We start from the raw sequence: 18785 nt of genomic DNA, 5'->3' as shown, positions 1-18785 counted from the left end.
TATGGAGAAGAGGATTACGACACCTCTTACGGAGGACGTGATAAAGGAGCTGAGGGCTGGCGATAAGGTTCTCATAACGGGCTACATATACACCGCAAGGGACGCAGCACACAAGAGAATGGTTGAAGCCCTCCAGAGGGGAAAAGAGCTACCCATAGACCTGAAAGGCCAGATAATATACTACGTTGGCCCCACTCCTCCGAAACCCGGTCAGGTGATAGGTTCCGCGGGTCCAACAACCGCGATAAGGATGGATAAGTACGTTGAGCCCTTACTTAAGCTCGGTCTTAAGGGAATGATAGGGAAGGGATACAGAAGTCCCCAGGTAAGGGAGCTCCTTAAGAAGTATAAGGCGGTTTACTTTGCGGCGGTCGGCGGTGTTGCGACACTCCTCCAGAAGCACATTAAGAGCTCGGAGCTGATAGCTTACGAGGACCTCGGAACCGAAGCCATAAGAAGGCTATACGTTGAGGACTTTCCCGTTGTAGTCGCAAACGACATATACGGGGGAGACGTTTTTGAAGAAGGGAGAAAGAAGTTCGCAAAGATAGATGTTTGAGAAGGTAAAGAACGTAAAGGAAAGGGAAGAGGAAGAGTTAAAAAAGGGGCTTTTAAACTTACGAAGGGAAAAAGAAAGGCTCAAAAGGGAGATAGAGGATTTAATTTCCCAATACGAAAGGGTCAAGGAAGGGGCTAAAAGTATTCGGAGTATATACACTCTTAAAAGCATAATGAGGAAAGTGGAGAAAAGGGAAAAGAAATTGGAGGAAATTGAAAGGAGGGAGAGGGAGTTTATTGAAAAACTAATGGAAGTTAAGAGGGATATAAAATCCCTTGAAATTATAGAAAGGAAAAAGGAAAGGGAAGTATTGAAAAAGGAGATAGCAATAACGCTCCAGCAGTTGGGCTTTCTACACCTGATTAAGAAATCAATGGGACTTTTTTTACTTTTTTCCCTTCTCCTATTCGGGGAAACAGCACCGCAAAAGGCGGTCAAAAAAGAGTTTGAGGAAAGTTTAAATAAGGATTTTAAAGAAGTCTTAAGAATTATTGAGGAAAAAGTGAGACTCCTTCAGGAGGAAAGGAAGAAGCTTGAAGCTCTAAAAAAGGCACCCTTGACCGAGGAGGAAAGAAAAAAGGTTGAGAAAATTGTAAAAGCTGTAGAGAAGGCTCCAGCTGATGAGATAGCCCCAGCAATTGAAAACCTACCGCCGAGACTCGCCTCTGAAGTTATACTCAGGCTAAAACCGAGGAAGGCGGGGGAAATACTCTCAAACATGAACCCTCAGAAAGCCTCGGAGATTATTAAGTTCGTTCTATCAAAAAACCCCGAATTTGCAAAGAAGCTCACCTCGGCTTTAGATTGAAGTATTTGAGAATAGCCATGTATATGCTGTAGGCTACCCTTCTTTGAAACTTGCTGCTTGCAAGCCTTCTCGCTTCGTAGGGATTTGTTATAAAACCGACCTCTATTAACACAGATGGAGTCCCGGGCGTTTTCAGAACCGCAAACCCGGCTCTTTTTATGCCTTTAAAGTAAACCCTTCTTTTCAGGTTCCTTTTAAGCTCCCGTGCGAGGATTTTGGCGAACTCAACACTTTCCTCAAGGGTTATCTTGAAAGCGAGGTCTGTAAGAATTAATCTCGTGCTCCTGTATTTATACCCTCCATTATTTATGAGAAGCTTAGCCAGATACGTATTCCTTAACATCTCTCGCTTCTTTCTTTCCGCACTCCGATGGGATAGGGCGAATATCTGGGTTCCCCGTGCCCTCGGGTTTTTCCTCGGAGCTGCGTCTGCGTGAATACTTATAAACAAATGAGCTTTATTCCTTACCGCTATCTCAGCCCTCTTGCCCAAGGGAACGAAGTAATCTCCTTTTCTCGTCATTATTACCTTAAACCTTCCGTCCTTACGGAGGTAATAGGCAAGATAGCGGGCTATTCTGAGATTTACCCATTTCTCTTTTATTCCCCTCCATCCTATAGCTCCGGGGTCCTTCCCGCCGTGCCCCGCGTCTATTACTATTACCTTTTTCACGAACTTGGGTTTAAACCTTAAGGTCTTATAAAGGTCTATTACAATTCTGAATGGTCTATTTAAAGAAAAAGCTTTTACTTCATACTCATAAGAAGGTTGTAAAACTATCCTTTTTCCCCAAGGGTGCGTTCCCGTCCTGTATTTTATACCGCGTGGAAGGGAAATTTTCCTGAATTTTACCTTTCTGTCAAAGATATCAATAACAACTCTGTAGGGTCTTTCCAGAGCGAAGACTCTATACTTCACCTTTTTATTCAGCTCAAAAACTATTCTTATTTTTTCCTTATGAACGCCGTACCTTACCTTAACGAGTGTGAGCGAGAAAGAAAAGCTTACAATCAGTAAGAGTAAACTAAAAGTGAGAAAACTCCTCGGGAACACTTATCTCCTCCTCCACCTCCTCTTTCTTGGTAGCCCAAGGGGAGAGCGGAAACTTAATCATAACGGGGTTCGGAATATCTGGCTGGTATAGAATCATGTTCCCCTTCTTAAGCATTATAGCCCTCTGTCGGAAGTTTCCGGTGAGAAACTCATACTCCTTGCTGAGAACTTCACTGCTGTCAAGCCTTCCTGTAACCTTAACCGCAGCGTTCGCAACTATCCTCTTTTCTATCTCGCTCGCGGTCTGCTGAGCACCTATGAGTATAACCCCGAGACTCCTTCCCCTCTCCGCAATGTCAAGGAGTATGTCTTTTATGGGACTCCACCTGTCTTTGGGAGCATACTTGTTCAGCTCGTCAAGAACAACGAATACCTTTGGATAGGGATTTCCGCTTTCCTCCTTCTCCTTGAATATCTTCTTCAAGATTGAACCGACAACGAACATCTTTGCTATTCCGTGGAGGTCCGAGATATCAATAACGCTAAGCTGTTTATCCCTCCAGTCTATCTGTTTCGTCTTATCCCCGTGAACGAGGTGTTTTACATGAGAAGCGGCGTGGTGAAACCTCCTCAAAAAAGCGTAAGCGGTTGCTGTTGCAGCGGTTCCGAACCACTCCCTGTATCTGTCAGGGTCCCTCTTCGTTTCCCTGTCTTCTATTACTTCGTGGAAAAGCTTTATAAGGTCGCTTAAGGAATTAATTTCCCTTCCGTTCTCGTCAAGTAAAGTGCTTCCGGGGCTGTCTTTTGCGAGTTGCTGGAGCTTTTCAGAAACCCTGTCTATTACGTAGTGAAGGGATGTGGCTCCCTCGTCTCCTTCCGCAAAGAGAAACTTAATGAGCCCTTCCTGTGCAAAGTCCTTCATTGACCACTTGTAAACGCTCACCCCTTCCTTTCTGTCTCCCGATGAGGGAACATCGCTCCACTCCATTTCGGGTGGTGCGTAAAAGGACACGTTCCTGAAGGGCTCGGGGGAAAGACCCAGTTTCTCAAAGGCCTCCCTGTGTTCCTTCGTGAACCTCTTGTTCTTCTTATCTATCCATAGAAGGTCCTTTCCCTTTACGTTGAATATAATTCCGTGAATCTTTGTCCTGTCGTCAGCCTTTTGGAATATGGAGTAAAGAAGGAACAGGGCATAAGAGGTCTTTGTAGCAACTCCCGACATTCCCGATATGGATATGTGAGCCCCTTCCCTTCCGTTTATAAAGTCGTAATTGAGATAAACTACGTCCCCGTTTCTCGTAAGACCTGCAGGTATCTTTCTTTTCATATTGTCGTAGTAAAGGGCTTTTTCAAAGTCTATACCTTCCGCTTTGTATGCGGGGGCTCCCGGATTTGGGGGAATGAATATCTCGGGTTCTATACGGGTAACCGAGACCTTAGCCATGTATGCGAGATTTGCGGGAACAACGCCGTTGTTGACGAGCTGGGCATCGTAAACGAGCTCAACCCCTTCAAGATATTTAACAACTTCCTGAACTATCCCGTAAAACTTTATTTCGGTGTTTGAGCCGTCCGCCTTTGAGTTTACAACTATGACATCGTCAAGCTGAACGAGTTTTCCCTTCTCAACCCCCACCCAGAACTCAAGGGGATTTGAGGGCTTCGTTCCGAGAACTATTCCCACCTTCATAATTTATTACCTCTGATATTTATAAACTATTATATTTCCTATGAGCAGGCTAAAGATTTATACGGAAAGTGGTGAGCTTATAGAGGATATAACCTCCCCCGAGGAGATAGCAAAGAAGCTCAAGGAGATAAACGTTCTCTTTGAGAGGTGGACCGCAAATAAACCTCTCGGTGATAATCCTTCGGACGATGAAATTATAGAGGCTTACAAGCATGAGATAGATAAGCTCATAAAGCAATACGGCTTTAAATCCTACGACGTTATAGCGATGACACCCGACCATCCCAAGAAGCAGGAGCTTAGGGATAAATTTCTAAAGGAACACACCCACAGCGATTTTGAGGTGAGGTATTTCGTTTACGGGGACGGAGTTTTTTACCTCCACCCCAACGACAAGGTTTACATACTCCACTGCACAGCGGGAGACCTCATAAGCGTTCCTCCAAATACAAAACACTGGTTTGATATGGGAGACAGCCCGAACTTCAAGTGTATAAGGCTCTTCACCACGGAAGAGGGATGGGTGGCCCAGTACACGGGCTCGGATATAGCGGAGAAGTTTCCCAAATACGAGGAAGTCGTAAATGATTAAAGGAGTAATCCTTGATATAGAGGGAACGATAGCCCCCCTCTCCTTCGTGAAGGATGTAATGTTTCCCTACTCAAAGGAAAGACTTGAGGAATTCCTTAGGAAAAACTGGGAAAAGCCCGAGATAAGGAAGATTATTGAGGAAACGGATGGATTGCTCGGGAAGAAGTTAAGCCTTGAGGAGGCGGTTGAGACCTTCAAAAGGTGGATAGAAGAGGATAAGAAGATAACGCCTCTTAAGGAGCTTCAGGGATACATATGGGAGGAAGGATTCAAAAGCGGTGAGCTCGTAGCCCCCCTTTACGAGGACGCTTATGAGAAGATTAAGGAGTGGAAAGAAAAAGGTGTTCCCGTTTATATATACTCCTCGGGCTCGGTTAAAGCCCAGAAACTCTTTTTTTCTCACACAAATTACGGGAATATTCTTGAGCTTTTCAGCGGATTTTTTGACACGCGAATAGGAAGCAAGAAAGAAGCGGAATCCTACAGGAGAATTCTAAAGGAGATAAACTTAAAACCTGAAGAGGTTGTATTTATATCCGACAACCCCGAAGAGCTGAAAGCAGCAAGGGAAGCGGGGATAAAGGTCTTTCAAGCGGTGAGGGAAGGAGTTGAGCCTTCTTCCGAGTTTGAACAGATAAAGAGCTTTGAGGAGTTGAAGCTATGAAGGTGTTTTCTCCCTCTCTGGTTCAGGTTCTTGACGAGTTGATAGAGGAGAAGATAGGGAGTGTTAGGGAAATTGAAGCGGTTAAGCTAAACGAGACTGAGAACATAACTCAGCTTCTCGTATTTATAAAGACCTCGGAAAAGCCCCATTATCATGCGGAGCACGACCTCACCTTTATAGTTCTTAAAGGCAAAGGTGAGTTATACCTTGACGGGAGAGTTGAGGAGCTGAAAGAGGGAGACGTTGCCTTTATACCTAAGAAAGCGGTTCACTTTTATAAAAACACCTCTGAGATTTCGGTTTTACTCGCTGTTTTCTCTCCCAAATACGACGGAAAGGACAGCGTTAAGGTGGAGCTATGAATTACGAAATCTTAAGGAAGTTTTCGGAAGCGGTAGAGGAGATTATAGAAGCGGGAAGGGAGCTCCACCAGAGGGGCTGGGTTCCCGCAACGAGCGGAAACATTTCCGTAAAGATTAATGAGGAGTATATAGCCATAACGAGCTCTGGAAAGCATAAAGGTAATCTCAAGCCTGAGGATATACTCCTCGTTGACAGAAACGGGAAACCTATCGGAGAGGGAAAGCCCTCCGCGGAGACCTTGCTACACGTAGCGGTCTACAAGCTTTTTCCCGAGGTTAACGCGGTGGTTCACACCCACTCCCCAAACGCAACTGTTATATCAATGGTTTTTAAAGATATTGTTGAACTTGAAGATTACGAGCTTCTGAAGGCCTTTCCCGATATACACACCCACGAAGCAAAGATAAGAATTCCCGTATTCCCCAACGACCAGAATATTGAGAGACTATCAAGAAAGGTTGAGGAGTTCTTTAAGAATACGGAAGACAGATACGGATTTTTAATAGAAGGGCACGGGCTTTATACGTGGGGAAGGAGCATGAAGGAAGCCCTCATTCATACGGAAGCCCTTGAGTTCATTTTTGATTGTGAGATAAAGCTATCTTTATTGAAAAAGAATTAATACTTTTCCGTTATGTAGTCCGCAGCACAGGAAGCGGCTATAGCATCGGGCTTCAAAACAGGCTTTAATCCCTGAGCGAGGACGTATCCGACAGCCTCCTTAACTATTACGCTTGAGGCGGTGTTTTCATCGGGATTTATATCAAGATGAACCTCAAAATGTCTCCCATCAATTACGTCTGAAATAAGGAGTGCGTGGTAAACAGCCCTGTTTACTTCCTCCATAAGCCTTTGTCTTAAAGAGCTTATTTTTTTTGTCTTATCTACCTTCCAGAAAACCTTTGCCCCGTGCTTTGAGCTCAGGTGAACCACTATAACGGTGACGAATACCGTTCTGTCCCTCAGCTGTCTTGAATCACAGCCAACATAAACCGCGGTATCTTTATCCGTTTTTCTTATAAACTCCCTAACCTCTTCAATATCCCTGAAGGAAGGCATTACTTTTCAAAATCAACCTTTTGATACCAGGTAGGTCGGAAGAATATCCAGTCCTTCAAATTCTCGGGAGTCCTCGCATAACAGACCTCACATAAAACTCCGTCCTCAACCAGCTTAGAGTTATCATCACAACAATCGGTTAAGTTCCAGAACTCGTAGTTATCGTGGAATATAAGCTTTCCGCAACCCTTACACTCGTAAAGCTTACACCCCTTTTCCTCAAGGAATTCCTTCAGCTCCTTTTCCTCGGGAAGCTCATCAATCTCAAAAACGTTTTTCAGAAACTCCTTCTGCTTCTCGGAAAGCTCCTTAACTTTCATATCATTAAATATATAATTATTTTTATTACTTTGCGTGAAACGCTGAAATAAAGTTCTTAAAGAGGCATTCCTACAACTGCAAAAGCGGTCCTGGTGTAACTATAAGGCATTTTCCCCAACTATAGATGAAATTAAAATCCTTTCTGATTCTTCAATATTTAACATATTGTAGTATAAAAGTTTTACTTTTTTATTTTTGAATACAAAAGACTCTATGTAAGTTTTACCAACCCAAGAAGGATAAATGAGCATACTTTCTGTTGTATTACATCTATCTGCATAAACCAAGATTTGGTAAAAATCATTAGTTATTGGTCCACTTTTATATTTTGTATCAATAATAAGCTTAATTTTATCATTCTTTAGAATTAAGTAATCGGGTTCAATTTTATATTTTAGTGTATTATCGAAGAGAGGTTGTTTTTGATATCTTTTTACTTTATATGGATACTTTAAATTTTCCTTAAGGATGTTATAAATATATTCCTCAAAGACTTTATTCATATCAACAACAAATGATTTCACCTTAACTTTTTTTGATGAAGTATATTCTAAAGTGGAATGTGTGATAAAGAATATGCACAAATTAAGTATATCATAGTAATAGCTTCTACTACTGGGAAGAGAGCTGTGAGTAATTATTTTTTCTATGTCATTTACAAACTCGGTTCCTTGTCCAAGTGGAATGCTTTCAAACCATTTATATTTTTCAAAAAAGTTATCTCTTATTTCCTCTTCCAAAAATTGTGAATACAGGGATAAAAGTAGTCTTAAAGTAAATTTTATAGCTCTATTTACAGGATTGTCTTTTGACAGTTCAAAACTCCCAAATATAATAGTTGATGTTTTACCTTTTAACCAACTATTAATTGTGTCCTTAACCAATAATTTCCCTTTTACAACTCTATTCTGAACAGTAAACTTTGATGTTTTTAATAAGCCAAAACTTCTTATCTTTTCTAACTCAACTAAAAGAACGTATATTAAAAAATGAAAAATATTGGGATAGTCCCTCGCATATCTCCTTCCAGCATGCACTATTTCTTTTAATTCTTTTACTGATACGCTTCTCCCTTGTGCTTTGTAGAGTATATAGAGGAAATCTTCTATGGGTGCTTTGGGATTTACTGTTAGTATAATTTCTTCGCTTAGGGGTAGAATGCCAACATAGTTTTTTGCCTTAATCCTTACTCCATTTGGGGAAACGTCTGAAATATCAATGAACTGTTTAATCTCTGGTGGGATACTTCTGATCGGCAAGAAAGGATTATCTCTAAATTCGGGCAGTTCACCTATATCCTGCCATTCTTTAAGATCAATCCTCAAGTCCAAGCCCCTCCCAATATATCTCTTTAATTCTTTCATAAACATCTTTCTTTAAATCTGTAAAATATTCTTTTAGGAGAAAAGACAATTGATGCTCCCAAAGTAATTTCAGGTCTTGTTTAGACTTTACATCTTTAAAGTAGGCATGTCCTAACGGGTAGAACTCTTGTATCTTTTCAAAAACATCTATAATCTTTTCAATTAAATCATTTTCTACTCCATTTTCTTTCAGTATTTTTCTTAAAACCTCTTTATCTGGACCAATCTCAAAGAATTTGAATCGCCTCATCAAAGCAAAATCTATGTCGATTGTGGATTTGTCCAATGTATTCATAGTGCCAATGATGTATAAGTTCGTAGGAATTACTAAACTCTCTCTTGAATACAGCAATTTAACAGCTTCCTTCCTGTACTCAAGAGCAGAGAATATCTCTCCAAAAACTTTTGACAAATCTGCTCTATTGATTTCGTCAATTATAAGGACATAATTTTTATCTGGATTTCTTTCCGCTTCTTTGCATAGCCTCTTGAAAATCTTATCTTCAATTTTAAAGGTTACCTGTCCCGTATCTTCATTTACCTCGGGGAAAATCCCTTCCACAAAATCTTCATACGAATATGAAGGATGAAATTGGACAAATTCAATATTGTTCTGGTCATTAGCAATAGCAAATGCCAAGCCCTTAGCATAATATGTTTTGCTCGTTCCCGGCGGACCATAGAGAATAACTTGTTTGTAGTTCTGTAATGATTCGAAAATTTCTCTCATTCTCGGATCTTCTAAGTCAATTTCTGGGATGGGTGCAACCTCACGAGGAGGATTCCACACTTCAAGACATATCTCCATAGCATCAAGGAGTTCATCCCAGTCAGTGATGTATGTTCTTAATCTTGCTCTATATGCCCTAAGATAATTATTGAGGACATAATCCAGATAATCCCTTTTGATATTAGACGGGCAATATGGATTGTTAACAATAGCTTTTACAACTCTTGGCTTCTCCTTTTGTTGTTTATAGAGTTCTTCTAATACTTTCGGATCATCTGTTGTTTGGGCAAGTTCAATTGCCTCTCTTTCTTCATGTGGAACGTAAACAACCCTTCTTGCATAACCACCTAAATTTTTGTCGCACATCCAGTGACAGAACATATCAAACACATCAAAATCTTTGAATTCCGGAGCTTCTTTGGATAACACTTCAAGAAAGCCTTTCAGCTTAGCATTATTAGCAATGTACTCCTCGAGTGAGGTAGACAACCTGATTTCTTGATGCATGAATTCTCTTGAAATGAATCTCACGGTATCTACTACCTTAATGTTAATGAGTAGATATTTTGGTTCTATGTAGTATAAAATGGGAGAAATAATACCTGACTGTAACCCTCTTGAGTAAGGGCTGGACACAAATTTGTTGATAATTTCCTTTTGTTTATTTTCATCATCTGCATTATTTACCAATTCATTTATTAGATTAAAAATTGCATCTGCCAGTTTTGGTAAATCCTCCTCACTTAAGGACTCACCAGCTCTTTTGTAATAGGCTTCTATTGTTTTAACACCGGCAGGAGTTACAGATTGTCTTTTTATCGGAAGCAGATAATCCAGAACAAGTTTTGTTACATCTTCTCCACGCTCTTTCCTTTCTCTAATTTCATTAAAAATCTTCCTTACTTCTTCTCTTTCTTTGTTATATGCTTCTAAATGCTTTTTACCCTGCTGGGTGTTGAGGTAGTTTTGCTTAAATTCTTCTATAATTTTTATGAGTTCTTCTTTTTTCATGATTTATCACCTCTGGAATTTAAGCCAAGGAGTTTGTTAAGTTCTTCCATGGCTTGAGAGTGGAGTTGTTTTGATCTCTTAGAATTCAAGATTATATCTTTGTACTTTTCGCCAATCTCTTTAATCAATCTATTGAATAAAATTGGTATTTGAGAAACATACTCAGCGCTAAGATGCTGGTTTGTAACTCCAGTCACACCCTTTTTAAAAACTAAGTTATAATGTTGTGTTGAAAATAACGCAAGAAACCCGAATATTTCTTCATGGGAAAGCTTATCTTTTGGTCTTAATATGAGAATATCAGAAGTACAAAAGGCACCTTTTTCTTCAAGATAAATGGATATTTTACCTATTGTAGCCCCGGTAATTGCAAGAAGTATATCATATTGCCTAACTATTGTAGCATTAGCAGGCGCCTCTTCTTTTCTTATCTTGGCTACGTGTTCTATATCAATTCCGAAAGGCGTAAGGTCTTGTATTCTAATAAAAGGTATTCCTTCATCATAGTAGTTCCCAGACGGTGTAACACCTTTCAGAAGCTTGAAAAAATCCCTGATCTTATAAGAAGATTTGCTTTTTATGAATTCAAATATTTTAACAAATTTTGGATTATGAAAATGAGGATCGCATCTCTTTGTGGATTTGATTTCTTTAATATTATATTTTGATGAAATTTCTCTTGGATAGATTGGGATATTTAATAGATTTCTATAGATTATTTCCTCAATCTCTTTCCTCTTCTTCTCAGCCTCAATTTTTGCCTCTATGGCTTGCTTTAGTTTGTTGCCTATAGAATCTTGGATTTCTCGCGGTGGTAGTAAGACGGGTAAAAGTTCTATGTCTTTTGGGTACAGATGAACAGTTTGACCCCTTACTGAGTAATTGAGCATGTATTTACTAATTATGCTGTTAAGGTAAAGGGTAAGATAATAAGGATTAATTCTGTCTATATTAGGTCTCAGACGAATTAATTCCCCTATACAAATCGCTTTCTTATCATCATTTAAATGAACTATGGATGTATTTGTTCCAATATATCCTTCTGCATGAGCCGCAGAAAGGACAAGAATATCCAGATTCTGCAATCGTCCTTTTTCTGATGAATTGTAAGCATCAAGAGTAGTTCTCTCACAATCGGTAAGATCTACAAGGAATAAATCGGTAAGATTTGCCGGTTTTACTATTTTGACTTCTCCATTAGATATAACAGGTAAACCGCCTCTTCCTGATGATGGTGGAATTTCTAATAAATCTATCAAAGGTAAGATATCATAACCTTTTTCTTCGGCTACTTCTTCTATCTTTTCAATACTCCTCACTTTCCTTGGATGAACTGAATAAGGATCTGCCCTCTTAAACATTTGGTATTCCTGAAGCGTTGAAACTACAGAGATTTCAGATATTACCTTCATCTTTCCACACCCTTACAAATCTGCTTTTTCAATTTTCTCCCTCCAGACAGGGCAATATTCTTTTTTATACCAATCGCAGCATTCTTCCAGAATGGCATTTTCTTCTCTACAAGCTTCGCACATCCTGCCCAAGCCTATGTAATTTCTCCAGTCGCAAAGAACTTTTCCCAAATCGTTGTGATCCGGGTCTGGTGGAGTGTCCTGTTTGTTGAGTATGTAGCCGAGATTTTGAGGTAATGAACCAAAGATTTCGTAATCTTCAGGTGGATTTTTCATTTTCTGATAAAGAATCACAGCAGTCTTAACGCCTGTTCCGGCAGCTTTGAAGGCATTGTGCGGAAACTCCACAATAGCATGAATTCTTGAGTTTCTGTAAAGAAATCTCCTGACATATTCGTCTTCGCTGTTAGACAGAACGCCAGTATCAACTACAGTGAAAATATATCCTCCTTCTTTAACGAACCTCAGGAAACTCTCAAGGAAGACAACTTGCTTCGGTAAAGCATCCTTGAAAAGTATTGGATTTCCGTTATCATCATAATAGATTGTATGCTCATCACCCGTAGCACTATCCTTTATAGTGATCTTTCTCGCATAATCATAAACATCTTCAATCGTTATCCATTCTCTTCCCAACTTTTCTTTAATCTTTTCATACAAAAATTCACCAACTTTGGATTTTCCACCTTCTTTTTCATAAAGAATTTTAGATGCAAGTTTCTTGATGAACGAATCGGGTAACGAGTCTAAATCTAAAGATAACTCACCATCTGTTAAAAATTCACGGTTAAGTTTGCTTTGCAACTCCTCTACAATTTGATTTTTAGTCCTTCCTTGCGTTGAAACATCGTATTTGGATGCCAATTCTTTTAACAAATCGCTTGGCAAGTCTTTGAATTTTATTTCATATTCTTCCTTTATTTCACTAATTCCTAACTCTTCTAAACATTGCCTGTAAAAATCTGCAATGTCTCTAAATTGTTTCTCCAAAAGTTTTTCGGTAATTTCTTTACTCATATCACCCAGCCAAAGCTCAGTTGCTAGTTTGTATTGGCACAGAATAAAAGGATTCGTAACCATTAAGTCTTGGCTTCCTCTACCAAAAGGAGGATTCGTTATGACCAAATCAAATCCGTTCTTGATTTCTGGATGAGTATTTGACCAGTTCAATTTAATTATCTCTGCTATGCTCTTAAAATCTCGTCTTCGGCTAAGCTCATCAAGAGTATCCCAGCTTAAATTTAGTCTGTGATGAAGGCCTAACAATTTATCAAGCATTATAAACAGGTTTTTTATTTCCTCAGATTCTAGATCCACTTCATTCTTCCCTTTCAGTCTAAGAACTTGCAAAGAAATTTTTTCTATTTGGTTAGTTATTTCTAAAATATCTCTTTGTCGGTATATTCTTTTCAGTTCGTTTATTTTCTCTGGAAGTTCTTCCAATAACTTCTGAATCAAATCCCAATAAACCAAAAAGCCATACCAGTTCAATGAGTCTGCATTTTCTATATTTGATGCTCCATCTCCGTGGAAAATCATGTTCCACGCTGCCCAGCTTGCTACATCCGGGCTTATATCTATTCCAAAAAGTTTATTTGAGTAAATTTGTTGTGTTTCTTCGTCAGACAAATCATATTCCCTTTTCAGTCTATTTACCCAGTGAACTAAGAATCTGGCAGAACCACAACATGGATCACAAACCGATAGTTTAGAAAACTCAATAGAATTTTTCTCAAAAAGAGAACCAACTATTTCTACTACAATAAGAATAATATTTTTGGGAGTGAAGAAGCGTCCTTCCTTTTTATCAAACACTCCGCTATGAGCGGCTAAAGTTTCAAAAAGAATACCGATGAAATCTTCTTCTCTTTCCAAACCTCTTAAGAAATTATCAGCCTTGAGTATTCTTTGCTTTGCTCTATCTATTTTAGCATCTGGAAGCCTATCGGGGCTTATTGCATTTAAAGAGTCGTTTATTAAGCGTTCCAGCAATGGATTTAAATTAGAATGTTCTCGTCTAATTTTTTGTAGCGTTTGCTCCATCATTCTCCTGTCTAATCTCTGCAATTCTGTTTTTAAATCATTCAGCGGATCAGTGCTTCCAGATTTCTTTTTTTCTTTGTATTTATCCAGTATTGTTAACATTAAAGGCAATAAAATTTTCGTATTTCCTATTTCCTTATATAAAAAATCATGTACTTTTTGGATTTCTGTTACCAAGCTCATTTTATCTTACCTACTCTTATAACGATTAAAATGGCTCCGGGGGAGGGACTCGAACCCCCAACCAGGTGGTTAACAGCCACCCGCTCTGCCGATTGAGCTACCCCGGATACCAGTCAAATATTATAGCTCCTCAATTTTTAAAAGTCAATATCAAGCTCCTCTTCTTCCTCTTGAGTATCAAGGATTTCGGATATGTCCTCTTCCTGTTTTTCGGTTTCATCAACCTCAAGGTTTGAGAACCTCGTAAACTCCTTAACGAAAGCGAGCTTTATTATGTCTGTTGGTCCCTGTCTCTGCTTCGCTATTATGAGCTCCGCTATTCCCTGCTCTTCGGGTGAGGGTTTCTTCTTATAGTAGTCGGGCCTGTGGAGGAAGAGAATGAGATCCGCGTCCTGCTCTATCTGCCCCGATTCCCTGAGGTCCGCGAGCTGGGGTCTTTTGTCGCTTCTTTTTTCAACCTCACGGGAGAGCTGGGCCAGAGCCATAACGGGAATGCCGAGCTCCTTCGCGAGTGCCTTCAAGCTCCTTGATACCTCCGCGACCTCTTCCTGTCTTGACTGCTTCCTTACGGGAGGCCTGAGTAGCTGAAGGTAATCAACCGCTATGAACTCAACTCCCTTCTCCTTTTTCAGCTTTCTCGCCCTTATTCTGAGGTCCGTCGTCGTAAGGGCGGGCGTGTCGTCAAGGAATATCTCGTATTTGGAAAGCTCAAGGGCTGCAGCCTCAAGCTTCTTCATCTCCTCATCCGATATAGTACCGCTCCTTATCTTAAATAGAGGGATTTCGGAAATCATTGAGAGAAGTCTCATCACGAGCTGTTCCTTGCTCATCTCAAGGGAGAATATGGCAACGGGTTTTTCCTCCTGGCTCGCTATATTAAAAGCGATGGATAGCATAAAGGCGGTCTTTCCCATACCAGGCCTTGCCGCGAGGATTATGAGGTCCCCGGGGTGGAATCCCGTCGTTTTTATGTCAAGCTCTATGAATCCCGAGGGAATTCCCGTGACAACTCTTTCGGAGTGCTTGAACTTGTCTATGAGCTCTATAACCTTTTCCGCTACTTCCTTTACGTGGTAAAACTGGGTGGGTGTAGCCCCCTCCGCTATGTTGAATATCTTCATCTGGGCGTCTTCTATGAGTGTATAAAAATCGCTCACCTCCCTCGCCTTGTGTATGAGGTCTATTCCGAGCTCTATTATCGCTCTCCTTGCGGACTTCTCCTTAACTATCTGGCATACGTGCTCAAGGGTTTCGGGGCCGACCGCCTCGTCCATGAGCTCGTCTATCCAGTCGGGGGGGAGCCTCGTCTCAAGGTTTTTCTTTCTTATGTAATCGTTAAGAATAACTGCATCCCACTCATTCCCGTATTCGTGCCATAGGTCAAGTATCAGGGAGAAAAGGATTTTGTGGTCCTCGTTGCAGAAGTCTTCTAATCTGAGTTTTTCAAGGACTATGGGAATGTTCTCGGGGTCAACAATCATACTCCCGAGAACGGCTCTTTCAGCGGACTCGTCGCAGGGTAGTTTTTCCTGAAACTGCATTCTTAAAAATTTACTTCTTGACCGCGGTCACTTCTATCTCTACCTCCGCACCGAGGGGGAGCTCCTTCACGCCAACGGTAACTCTCGCAGGCTTAACTTTCACATCCTTAAAGTATTCTTCGTAAATCTCGTTCAACTCTTTAAATTTAGTTATATCGGTTAGGTAAATATTAACCTTAACTATATTCTCCCTTGATATTCCCGCCTCTTCTAAGATAGCGTCAAGGTTTTTAAATATCTGCTCAACCTGAGCTTTAAAGCCCTCCCTCAGCTTTCCGCTTTCGGGGTCTATGCCTATCTGTCCCGAGAGGAATATAAATCCGTTCACCTCAACCGCCTGGGAGTAGGGCCCTACGGGGGAGGGGGTCCTATTGGTTCTTATCTCCCTCACTTCTTGTCCTCCTCAATCTTCTCCTTGACGAAGTTAACCGCTTCCTCTATCGGGACGTCCCACTTTTCGCCTGTGTGCCTGCTCTGGACCTCCACCTTTCCTTCCTTTACCTTCTTTCCGACAACTATCCTGTAGGGGAATCCGACGAGGTCCGCGTCCGCAAACTTGAATCCGGGAGTTTCATCTCTGTCGTCGTATATAACGTCTATGCCCTTTTCTTCCGCCTCAAGGTATATCTTTTCCGCGACCTGTTTCATTTCCTCGTCTTTCGTATTCAGGAGTATAACGTCAAGCTCAAAGGGTGCGACGGGTGTCGGCCACTTTATACCTTTCTCGTCGTGATACTGCTCAACGAGTGCCGAGAGAATTCTTGATATGCCTATCCCGTAGCATCCCATTATTATGGGCTTTTCCTTTCCGTCCCTGTCTGTGAAGTAAGCCTTCATCGGTTCCGAATACCTCGTTCCGAGGAGGAATATATGTCCGAGCTCAAGCCCCCTCCTCACCTTGAGGGGTGAACCGCACTTGGGACAGGGGTCTCCTTCCCTCACCTGGGCAACGTCAACAAACTCCCCGTATTCAAAATCCCTTCCGGGATTTACGTTTATATAATGCCAGTCGGGCTCGTTCAGGGCGACAACGAGGTTTTTGACGCCGTAAAGGGAGTTATCCCAGAGAATCTTTATGCCTTTCGGCAAGTTAAATATGCCTATAAATCCCTTCTTCGTTCCAAGGAGCTTATGAACCTCTTCGTCGGTAGCGAGCCTGAAGTTATCGGTTCCGAGAACCTTCTCAAGCTTGTTCTCGTCAATCTCCCTGTCTCCCCTTATCAGAACAAGGACGGGCTCTTTCTCGTTAACCATGTAGAGAACCGCTTTCATTATCTTTGATGGAGGAACCTTCAGGAAGTTTGCAAGCTCCTCAATTGTGTGAACGTTGGGCGTGTGAACCTTCTGGAGTGGCTTTTCCTCTTCCTTTTCCTCCGGGGGCTTTGGAAGGCTCACTATTTCGGCGTTTGCGGCGTATCCGCAGTTCTCGCAGTAGGCGACCTTAGCCTCCCCGTAATCGGTGAAGGCTATAAACTCGTGGGACATCTTTCCCCCTATCTGTCCGACGTCCGCTTCAGCCATTATCACGTTTAACCTCAGTTTATTGAATATCCTCTGGTATGCGAACTTCATAGTTTCGTATGAAATCATTGCGGACATCTCGTCGGTGTCAAAGGAGTAAGCATCTTTCATTATGAACTCCCTTGCCCTTATGAGTCCGAACCTCGGTCTCTTTTCATCCCTGAACTTCACCTGTATCTGGTAGAGGATTACGGGAAGCTGTCTGTAAGAGCGAACGACTCTCCTAACGAGGTCCGTTATCTCCTCCTCGTGGGTAGGTCCGAGGCAGTACTCCCTTCCGTTTCGGTCCTTGAGTTTGAATAGCTCTTCCCCGTAGCTCTCCCACCTTCCCGTTTCTTCCCACAGCTCTTTAGGGTTTAGAACCGTTAAAAGGAGCTCCTGAGCTCCGCTCCTGTCCATCTCCTTTCTTACTATGTTCTCAACCTTCTTGAGAACCTTGTATGCGGGGGGAAGAAGCTCGTATATGCCCGCGGAAACTTGTTTTATGAAGCCCGCCTTTAGGAGTAATCTATGGGAAGGTGCTTCAGCTTCTTTGGGTTCTTCCTTCTCTGTGTATAAAAAATACCTGCTCCAACGCATGAAAATATTTTAAGTTATCTCTTCCCTCTCTTCGTAAAAGCTTTCTTCCCTCTCTACCTTTTTCTTAACCTCGGGGTGTGTGAAGAGCATCGTAAAGCAAAATACCGAAAGGGAGCATATGAGCATCCAGGAAAAGAGCATAAAGAGAAGTGCCTCTCCCTTCATACTCACGCCTCCTTAATCACTCTGAAGAACTTCTTCTTTCCCACCTTTACTTTGAGCTCCCCTTTTATCTCTATCTCCTCCTGAGGGCTCGTTATCTTCTCTCCGTTTATCTTAAGCCCTCCTCCCTGAATTATACGCTTTGCCTCGTTCTTTGAACTTGCCCCGCCTATCTTCAGAAGGAAGTCAACCGCCTTGAGTTTATCCTCTTTCAGCTTAACGAGGGGTGCATCCTCGGGAAACTCCCTCTGGGAGAAAGTCCTTTCCCACCACTCCTTCGCCTCCTTTGCCTCCTCCTCGGAGTGAAAGCGTTTCACTATGGTGTATGCGAGGAGCTTTTTCGCCTCCATAGGATGCATCTCTTTTTTAAACTTCTCTATATCTTCTTTTGTGTAGTCCGTGAGGAGTAGGAACCAGTCCCACATTATCTCGTCGGGTATGGACATAATCTTAGAGAACATCGTTTTTGGGTCCTCGGTTATGCCGACGTAATTCCCGTAGGACTTTGACATCTTCCTCACGCCGTCAAGTCCGACAAGAAGGGGAAGGGTTATGCACACCTGGGGTTCTTGTCCGTATTCCCTCTGTATGTCCCTTCCTATTAGGAGGTTAAACTTCTGGTCCGTTCCTCCCAGTTCCACGTCCGCCTTTATGGCTACAGAGTCGTAAGCCTGAAGGAGGGGGTATATGAACTCGTGTATGTATATGGGTATGCCCTCTCTGAATCGCTTTGAGAAGTCATCCCTCTCAAGCATTCTCGCTACGGTGTATTTAGCGCAGAGCTCTATGAGTCCCTTCGTCCCGAGTTCCTCAAGCCAGGTTGAGTTAAAAACGATAGTAGTTTTTTCGGGCAGAAGAACTTTAAAAACCTGGTGTTCATAGGTCCTTGCGTTCTCAAGAACCTTTTCCCTTGAGAGGGGAGGTCTCGTTTCATTCCTCCCCGTCGGGTCTCCTATCATCGCGGTAAAGTCCCCTATTATGAAGTAAACCTCGTGTCCGAGTTGTTGGAACTGCCTCAGCTTTTGAAGTAAAACGACGTGTCCGAGGTGAAGGTCGGGAGCGGTGGGGTCAAATCCCGCCTTAACTCTTAAGGGTCTTCCTTCTTTCAGCTTTTTTAGGAGCTCCTCTTCCTCTATTATCTCAACCGTTCCCTCTTTTATGAGCTTTAGCTGTTCCTCGGGAGTCATAC

At 41.8% G+C, this 18785-nt stretch carries 19 protein-coding genes and 1 tRNA gene; 6 read left to right on the top strand and 14 right to left on the bottom strand.

The window, feature by feature from the left end; genetic code table 11:
* The first annotated feature begins 1 nt into the window (after window position 1).
* Window positions 2-559, top strand: a complete 558-nt coding sequence (locus tag ACYQZ0_RS03000; protein ID WP_459775050.1) for a Fe-S-containing hydro-lyase — start codon at window positions 2-4, stop codon at window positions 557-559.
* Entirely contained in the window at window positions 552-1367 is an 816-nt protein-coding gene (locus ACYQZ0_RS02995) for a MotE family protein (RefSeq protein WP_459775048.1), read from the top strand. Before ACYQZ0_RS03000 ends, ACYQZ0_RS02995 begins: the two co-directional genes overlap by 8 nt.
* On the opposite strand, the gene ACYQZ0_RS02990 is transcribed toward ACYQZ0_RS02995, so the two are convergent.
* Both ACYQZ0_RS02990 and ACYQZ0_RS02985 read right to left on the bottom strand, forming a co-directional pair.
* Complete coding sequence (locus ACYQZ0_RS02990; protein WP_459775046.1) at window positions 1348-2421, bottom strand: N-acetylmuramoyl-L-alanine amidase; 1074 nt, start codon at window positions 2419-2421, stop codon at window positions 1348-1350. The genes ACYQZ0_RS02995 and ACYQZ0_RS02990 overlap by 20 nt on opposite strands.
* A complete protein-coding gene (locus tag ACYQZ0_RS02985) occupies window positions 2393-4051 on the bottom strand; it encodes an ATP-binding protein (protein ID WP_459775045.1) in 1659 nt (552 codons plus the stop codon). Before ACYQZ0_RS02985 ends, ACYQZ0_RS02990 begins: the two co-directional genes overlap by 29 nt.
* 40 nt (window positions 4052-4091) lie before the next feature.
* Here ACYQZ0_RS02985 and ACYQZ0_RS02980 point away from each other — a divergent pair, with 40 nt between their 5' ends.
* Genes ACYQZ0_RS02980 through ACYQZ0_RS02965 form a run of 4 tightly spaced genes read left to right on the top strand, consistent with a single transcriptional unit; the run spans window position 4092 to window position 6292 of the window.
* Entirely contained in the window at window positions 4092-4643 is a 552-nt protein-coding gene (locus ACYQZ0_RS02980; RefSeq protein WP_459775044.1) for a 1,2-dihydroxy-3-keto-5-methylthiopentene dioxygenase, read from the top strand.
* The gene (gene mtnC / locus ACYQZ0_RS02975) at window positions 4636-5307 is read left to right on the top strand and encodes an acireductone synthase (RefSeq protein WP_459775043.1); all 672 of its coding nucleotides are present in this window, start codon (window positions 4636-4638) and stop codon (window positions 5305-5307) included. Before ACYQZ0_RS02980 ends, mtnC begins: the two co-directional genes overlap by 8 nt.
* Complete coding sequence (locus ACYQZ0_RS02970; protein ID WP_459775042.1) at window positions 5304-5669, top strand: cupin domain-containing protein; 366 nt, start codon at window positions 5304-5306, stop codon at window positions 5667-5669. Before mtnC ends, ACYQZ0_RS02970 begins: the two co-directional genes overlap by 4 nt.
* A complete protein-coding gene (locus ACYQZ0_RS02965) occupies window positions 5666-6292 on the top strand; it encodes a methylthioribulose 1-phosphate dehydratase (RefSeq protein ID WP_459775040.1) in 627 nt (208 codons plus the stop codon). The genes ACYQZ0_RS02970 and ACYQZ0_RS02965 overlap by 4 nt, the downstream gene beginning before the upstream one ends.
* Here the strand turns inward: ACYQZ0_RS02965 and ACYQZ0_RS02960 are convergent.
* The 12 genes from ACYQZ0_RS02960 to tyrS all read right to left on the bottom strand — a co-directional run bounded on the left by ACYQZ0_RS02960 (window position 6289) and on the right by tyrS (window position 18783).
* On the bottom strand, window positions 6289-6729 hold the full coding sequence (locus ACYQZ0_RS02960; RefSeq protein ID WP_459775038.1) for a ribonuclease H-like YkuK family protein: 441 nt from the start codon (window positions 6727-6729) through the stop codon (window positions 6289-6291). The two genes, ACYQZ0_RS02965 and ACYQZ0_RS02960, sit on opposite strands and share 4 nt — an antisense overlap.
* The gene (locus ACYQZ0_RS02955; protein ID WP_459775036.1) at window positions 6729-7049 is read right to left on the bottom strand and encodes a hypothetical protein; all 321 of its coding nucleotides are present in this window, start codon (window positions 7047-7049) and stop codon (window positions 6729-6731) included. The genes ACYQZ0_RS02960 and ACYQZ0_RS02955 overlap by 1 nt, the downstream gene beginning before the upstream one ends.
* Window positions 7050-7148: 99 nt before the next feature.
* On the bottom strand, window positions 7149-8414 hold the full coding sequence (locus tag ACYQZ0_RS02950; RefSeq protein ID WP_459775034.1) for a 5-methylcytosine restriction system specificity protein McrC: 1266 nt from the start codon (window positions 8412-8414) through the stop codon (window positions 7149-7151).
* Window positions 8365-10155: an McrB family protein gene (locus tag ACYQZ0_RS02945; protein ID WP_459775032.1), complete on the bottom strand. Its 1791-nt coding sequence runs from the start codon at window positions 10153-10155 to the stop codon at window positions 8365-8367. Before ACYQZ0_RS02945 ends, ACYQZ0_RS02950 begins: the two co-directional genes overlap by 50 nt.
* Entirely contained in the window at window positions 10152-11567 is a 1416-nt protein-coding gene (locus ACYQZ0_RS02940; protein ID WP_459775030.1) for a restriction endonuclease subunit S, read from the bottom strand. The genes ACYQZ0_RS02945 and ACYQZ0_RS02940 overlap by 4 nt, the downstream gene beginning before the upstream one ends.
* Before the next feature lie 12 nt (window positions 11568-11579).
* A complete protein-coding gene (locus ACYQZ0_RS02935; protein WP_459775029.1) occupies window positions 11580-13793 on the bottom strand; it encodes an N-6 DNA methylase in 2214 nt (737 codons plus the stop codon).
* Window positions 13794-13824: 31 nt separating this feature from the next.
* Window positions 13825-13900, bottom strand: a tRNA-Asn gene (locus tag ACYQZ0_RS02930).
* Between the two features lie 30 nt (window positions 13901-13930).
* Window positions 13931-15334: a replicative DNA helicase gene (gene dnaB / locus ACYQZ0_RS02925; RefSeq protein ID WP_459775028.1), complete on the bottom strand. Its 1404-nt coding sequence runs from the start codon at window positions 15332-15334 to the stop codon at window positions 13931-13933.
* Window positions 15335-15344: 10 nt separating this feature from the next.
* A complete protein-coding gene (locus tag ACYQZ0_RS02920; protein WP_459775027.1) occupies window positions 15345-15725 on the bottom strand; it encodes a RidA family protein in 381 nt (126 codons plus the stop codon).
* A complete protein-coding gene (locus ACYQZ0_RS02915; RefSeq protein ID WP_459775026.1) occupies window positions 15722-17434 on the bottom strand; it encodes a proline--tRNA ligase in 1713 nt (570 codons plus the stop codon). The genes ACYQZ0_RS02920 and ACYQZ0_RS02915 overlap by 4 nt, the downstream gene beginning before the upstream one ends.
* A 9-nt stretch (window positions 17435-17443) precedes the next feature.
* The gene (locus ACYQZ0_RS02910; protein WP_459775025.1) at window positions 17444-17599 is read right to left on the bottom strand and encodes a hypothetical protein; all 156 of its coding nucleotides are present in this window, start codon (window positions 17597-17599) and stop codon (window positions 17444-17446) included.
* A 2-nt stretch (window positions 17600-17601) separates the two neighbouring features.
* Window positions 17602-18783, bottom strand: coding sequence for a tyrosine--tRNA ligase (gene tyrS, locus ACYQZ0_RS02905; protein ID WP_459775024.1), 1182 nt, complete (start codon window positions 18781-18783; stop codon window positions 17602-17604).
* Between the last annotated feature and the right edge of the window lie 2 nt (window positions 18784-18785).

It is taken from the genome of Aquifex pyrophilus (assembly GCF_054656935.1).
Note: the sequence above shows the minus strand (reverse complement) of the source record. Positions and strands in the feature narration are given on the sequence as shown.

Bases quoted from the DNA above. Each gene is read 5' to 3' on its own strand.
- ACYQZ0_RS03000 (WP_459775050.1), top strand. From the start codon at position 2: ATGGAGAAGAGGATTACGACACCTCTTACGGAGGACGTGATAAAGGAG.
- ACYQZ0_RS02995 (WP_459775048.1), top strand. From the start codon at position 552: ATGTTTGAGAAGGTAAAGAACGTAAAGGAAAGGGAAGAGGAAGAGTTA.
- ACYQZ0_RS02985 (WP_459775045.1), bottom strand. From the start codon at position 4,051: ATGAAGGTGGGAATAGTTCTCGGAACGAAGCCCTCAAATCCCCTTGAG.
- ACYQZ0_RS02980 (WP_459775044.1), top strand. From the start codon at position 4,092: ATGAGCAGGCTAAAGATTTATACGGAAAGTGGTGAGCTTATAGAGGAT.
- mtnC (WP_459775043.1), top strand. From the start codon at position 4,636: ATGATTAAAGGAGTAATCCTTGATATAGAGGGAACGATAGCCCCCCTC.
- ACYQZ0_RS02970 (WP_459775042.1), top strand. From the start codon at position 5,304: ATGAAGGTGTTTTCTCCCTCTCTGGTTCAGGTTCTTGACGAGTTGATA.
- ACYQZ0_RS02965 (WP_459775040.1), top strand. From the start codon at position 5,666: ATGAATTACGAAATCTTAAGGAAGTTTTCGGAAGCGGTAGAGGAGATT.
- ACYQZ0_RS02960 (WP_459775038.1), bottom strand. From the start codon at position 6,729: ATGCCTTCCTTCAGGGATATTGAAGAGGTTAGGGAGTTTATAAGAAAA.
- ACYQZ0_RS02955 (WP_459775036.1), bottom strand. From the start codon at position 7,049: ATGAAAGTTAAGGAGCTTTCCGAGAAGCAGAAGGAGTTTCTGAAAAAC.
- ACYQZ0_RS02950 (WP_459775034.1), bottom strand. From the start codon at position 8,414: ATGAAAGAATTAAAGAGATATATTGGGAGGGGCTTGGACTTGAGGATT.
- ACYQZ0_RS02945 (WP_459775032.1), bottom strand. From the start codon at position 10,155: ATGAAAAAAGAAGAACTCATAAAAATTATAGAAGAATTTAAGCAAAAC.
- ACYQZ0_RS02940 (WP_459775030.1), bottom strand. From the start codon at position 11,567: ATGAAGGTAATATCTGAAATCTCTGTAGTTTCAACGCTTCAGGAATAC.
- ACYQZ0_RS02935 (WP_459775029.1), bottom strand. From the start codon at position 13,793: ATGAGCTTGGTAACAGAAATCCAAAAAGTACATGATTTTTTATATAAG.
- dnaB (WP_459775028.1), bottom strand. From the start codon at position 15,334: ATGCAGTTTCAGGAAAAACTACCCTGCGACGAGTCCGCTGAAAGAGCC.
- ACYQZ0_RS02915 (WP_459775026.1), bottom strand. From the start codon at position 17,434: ATGCGTTGGAGCAGGTATTTTTTATACACAGAGAAGGAAGAACCCAAA.
- ACYQZ0_RS02910 (WP_459775025.1), bottom strand. From the start codon at position 17,599: ATGAAGGGAGAGGCACTTCTCTTTATGCTCTTTTCCTGGATGCTCATA.
- tyrS (WP_459775024.1), bottom strand. From the start codon at position 18,783: ATGACTCCCGAGGAACAGCTAAAGCTCATAAAAGAGGGAACGGTTGAG.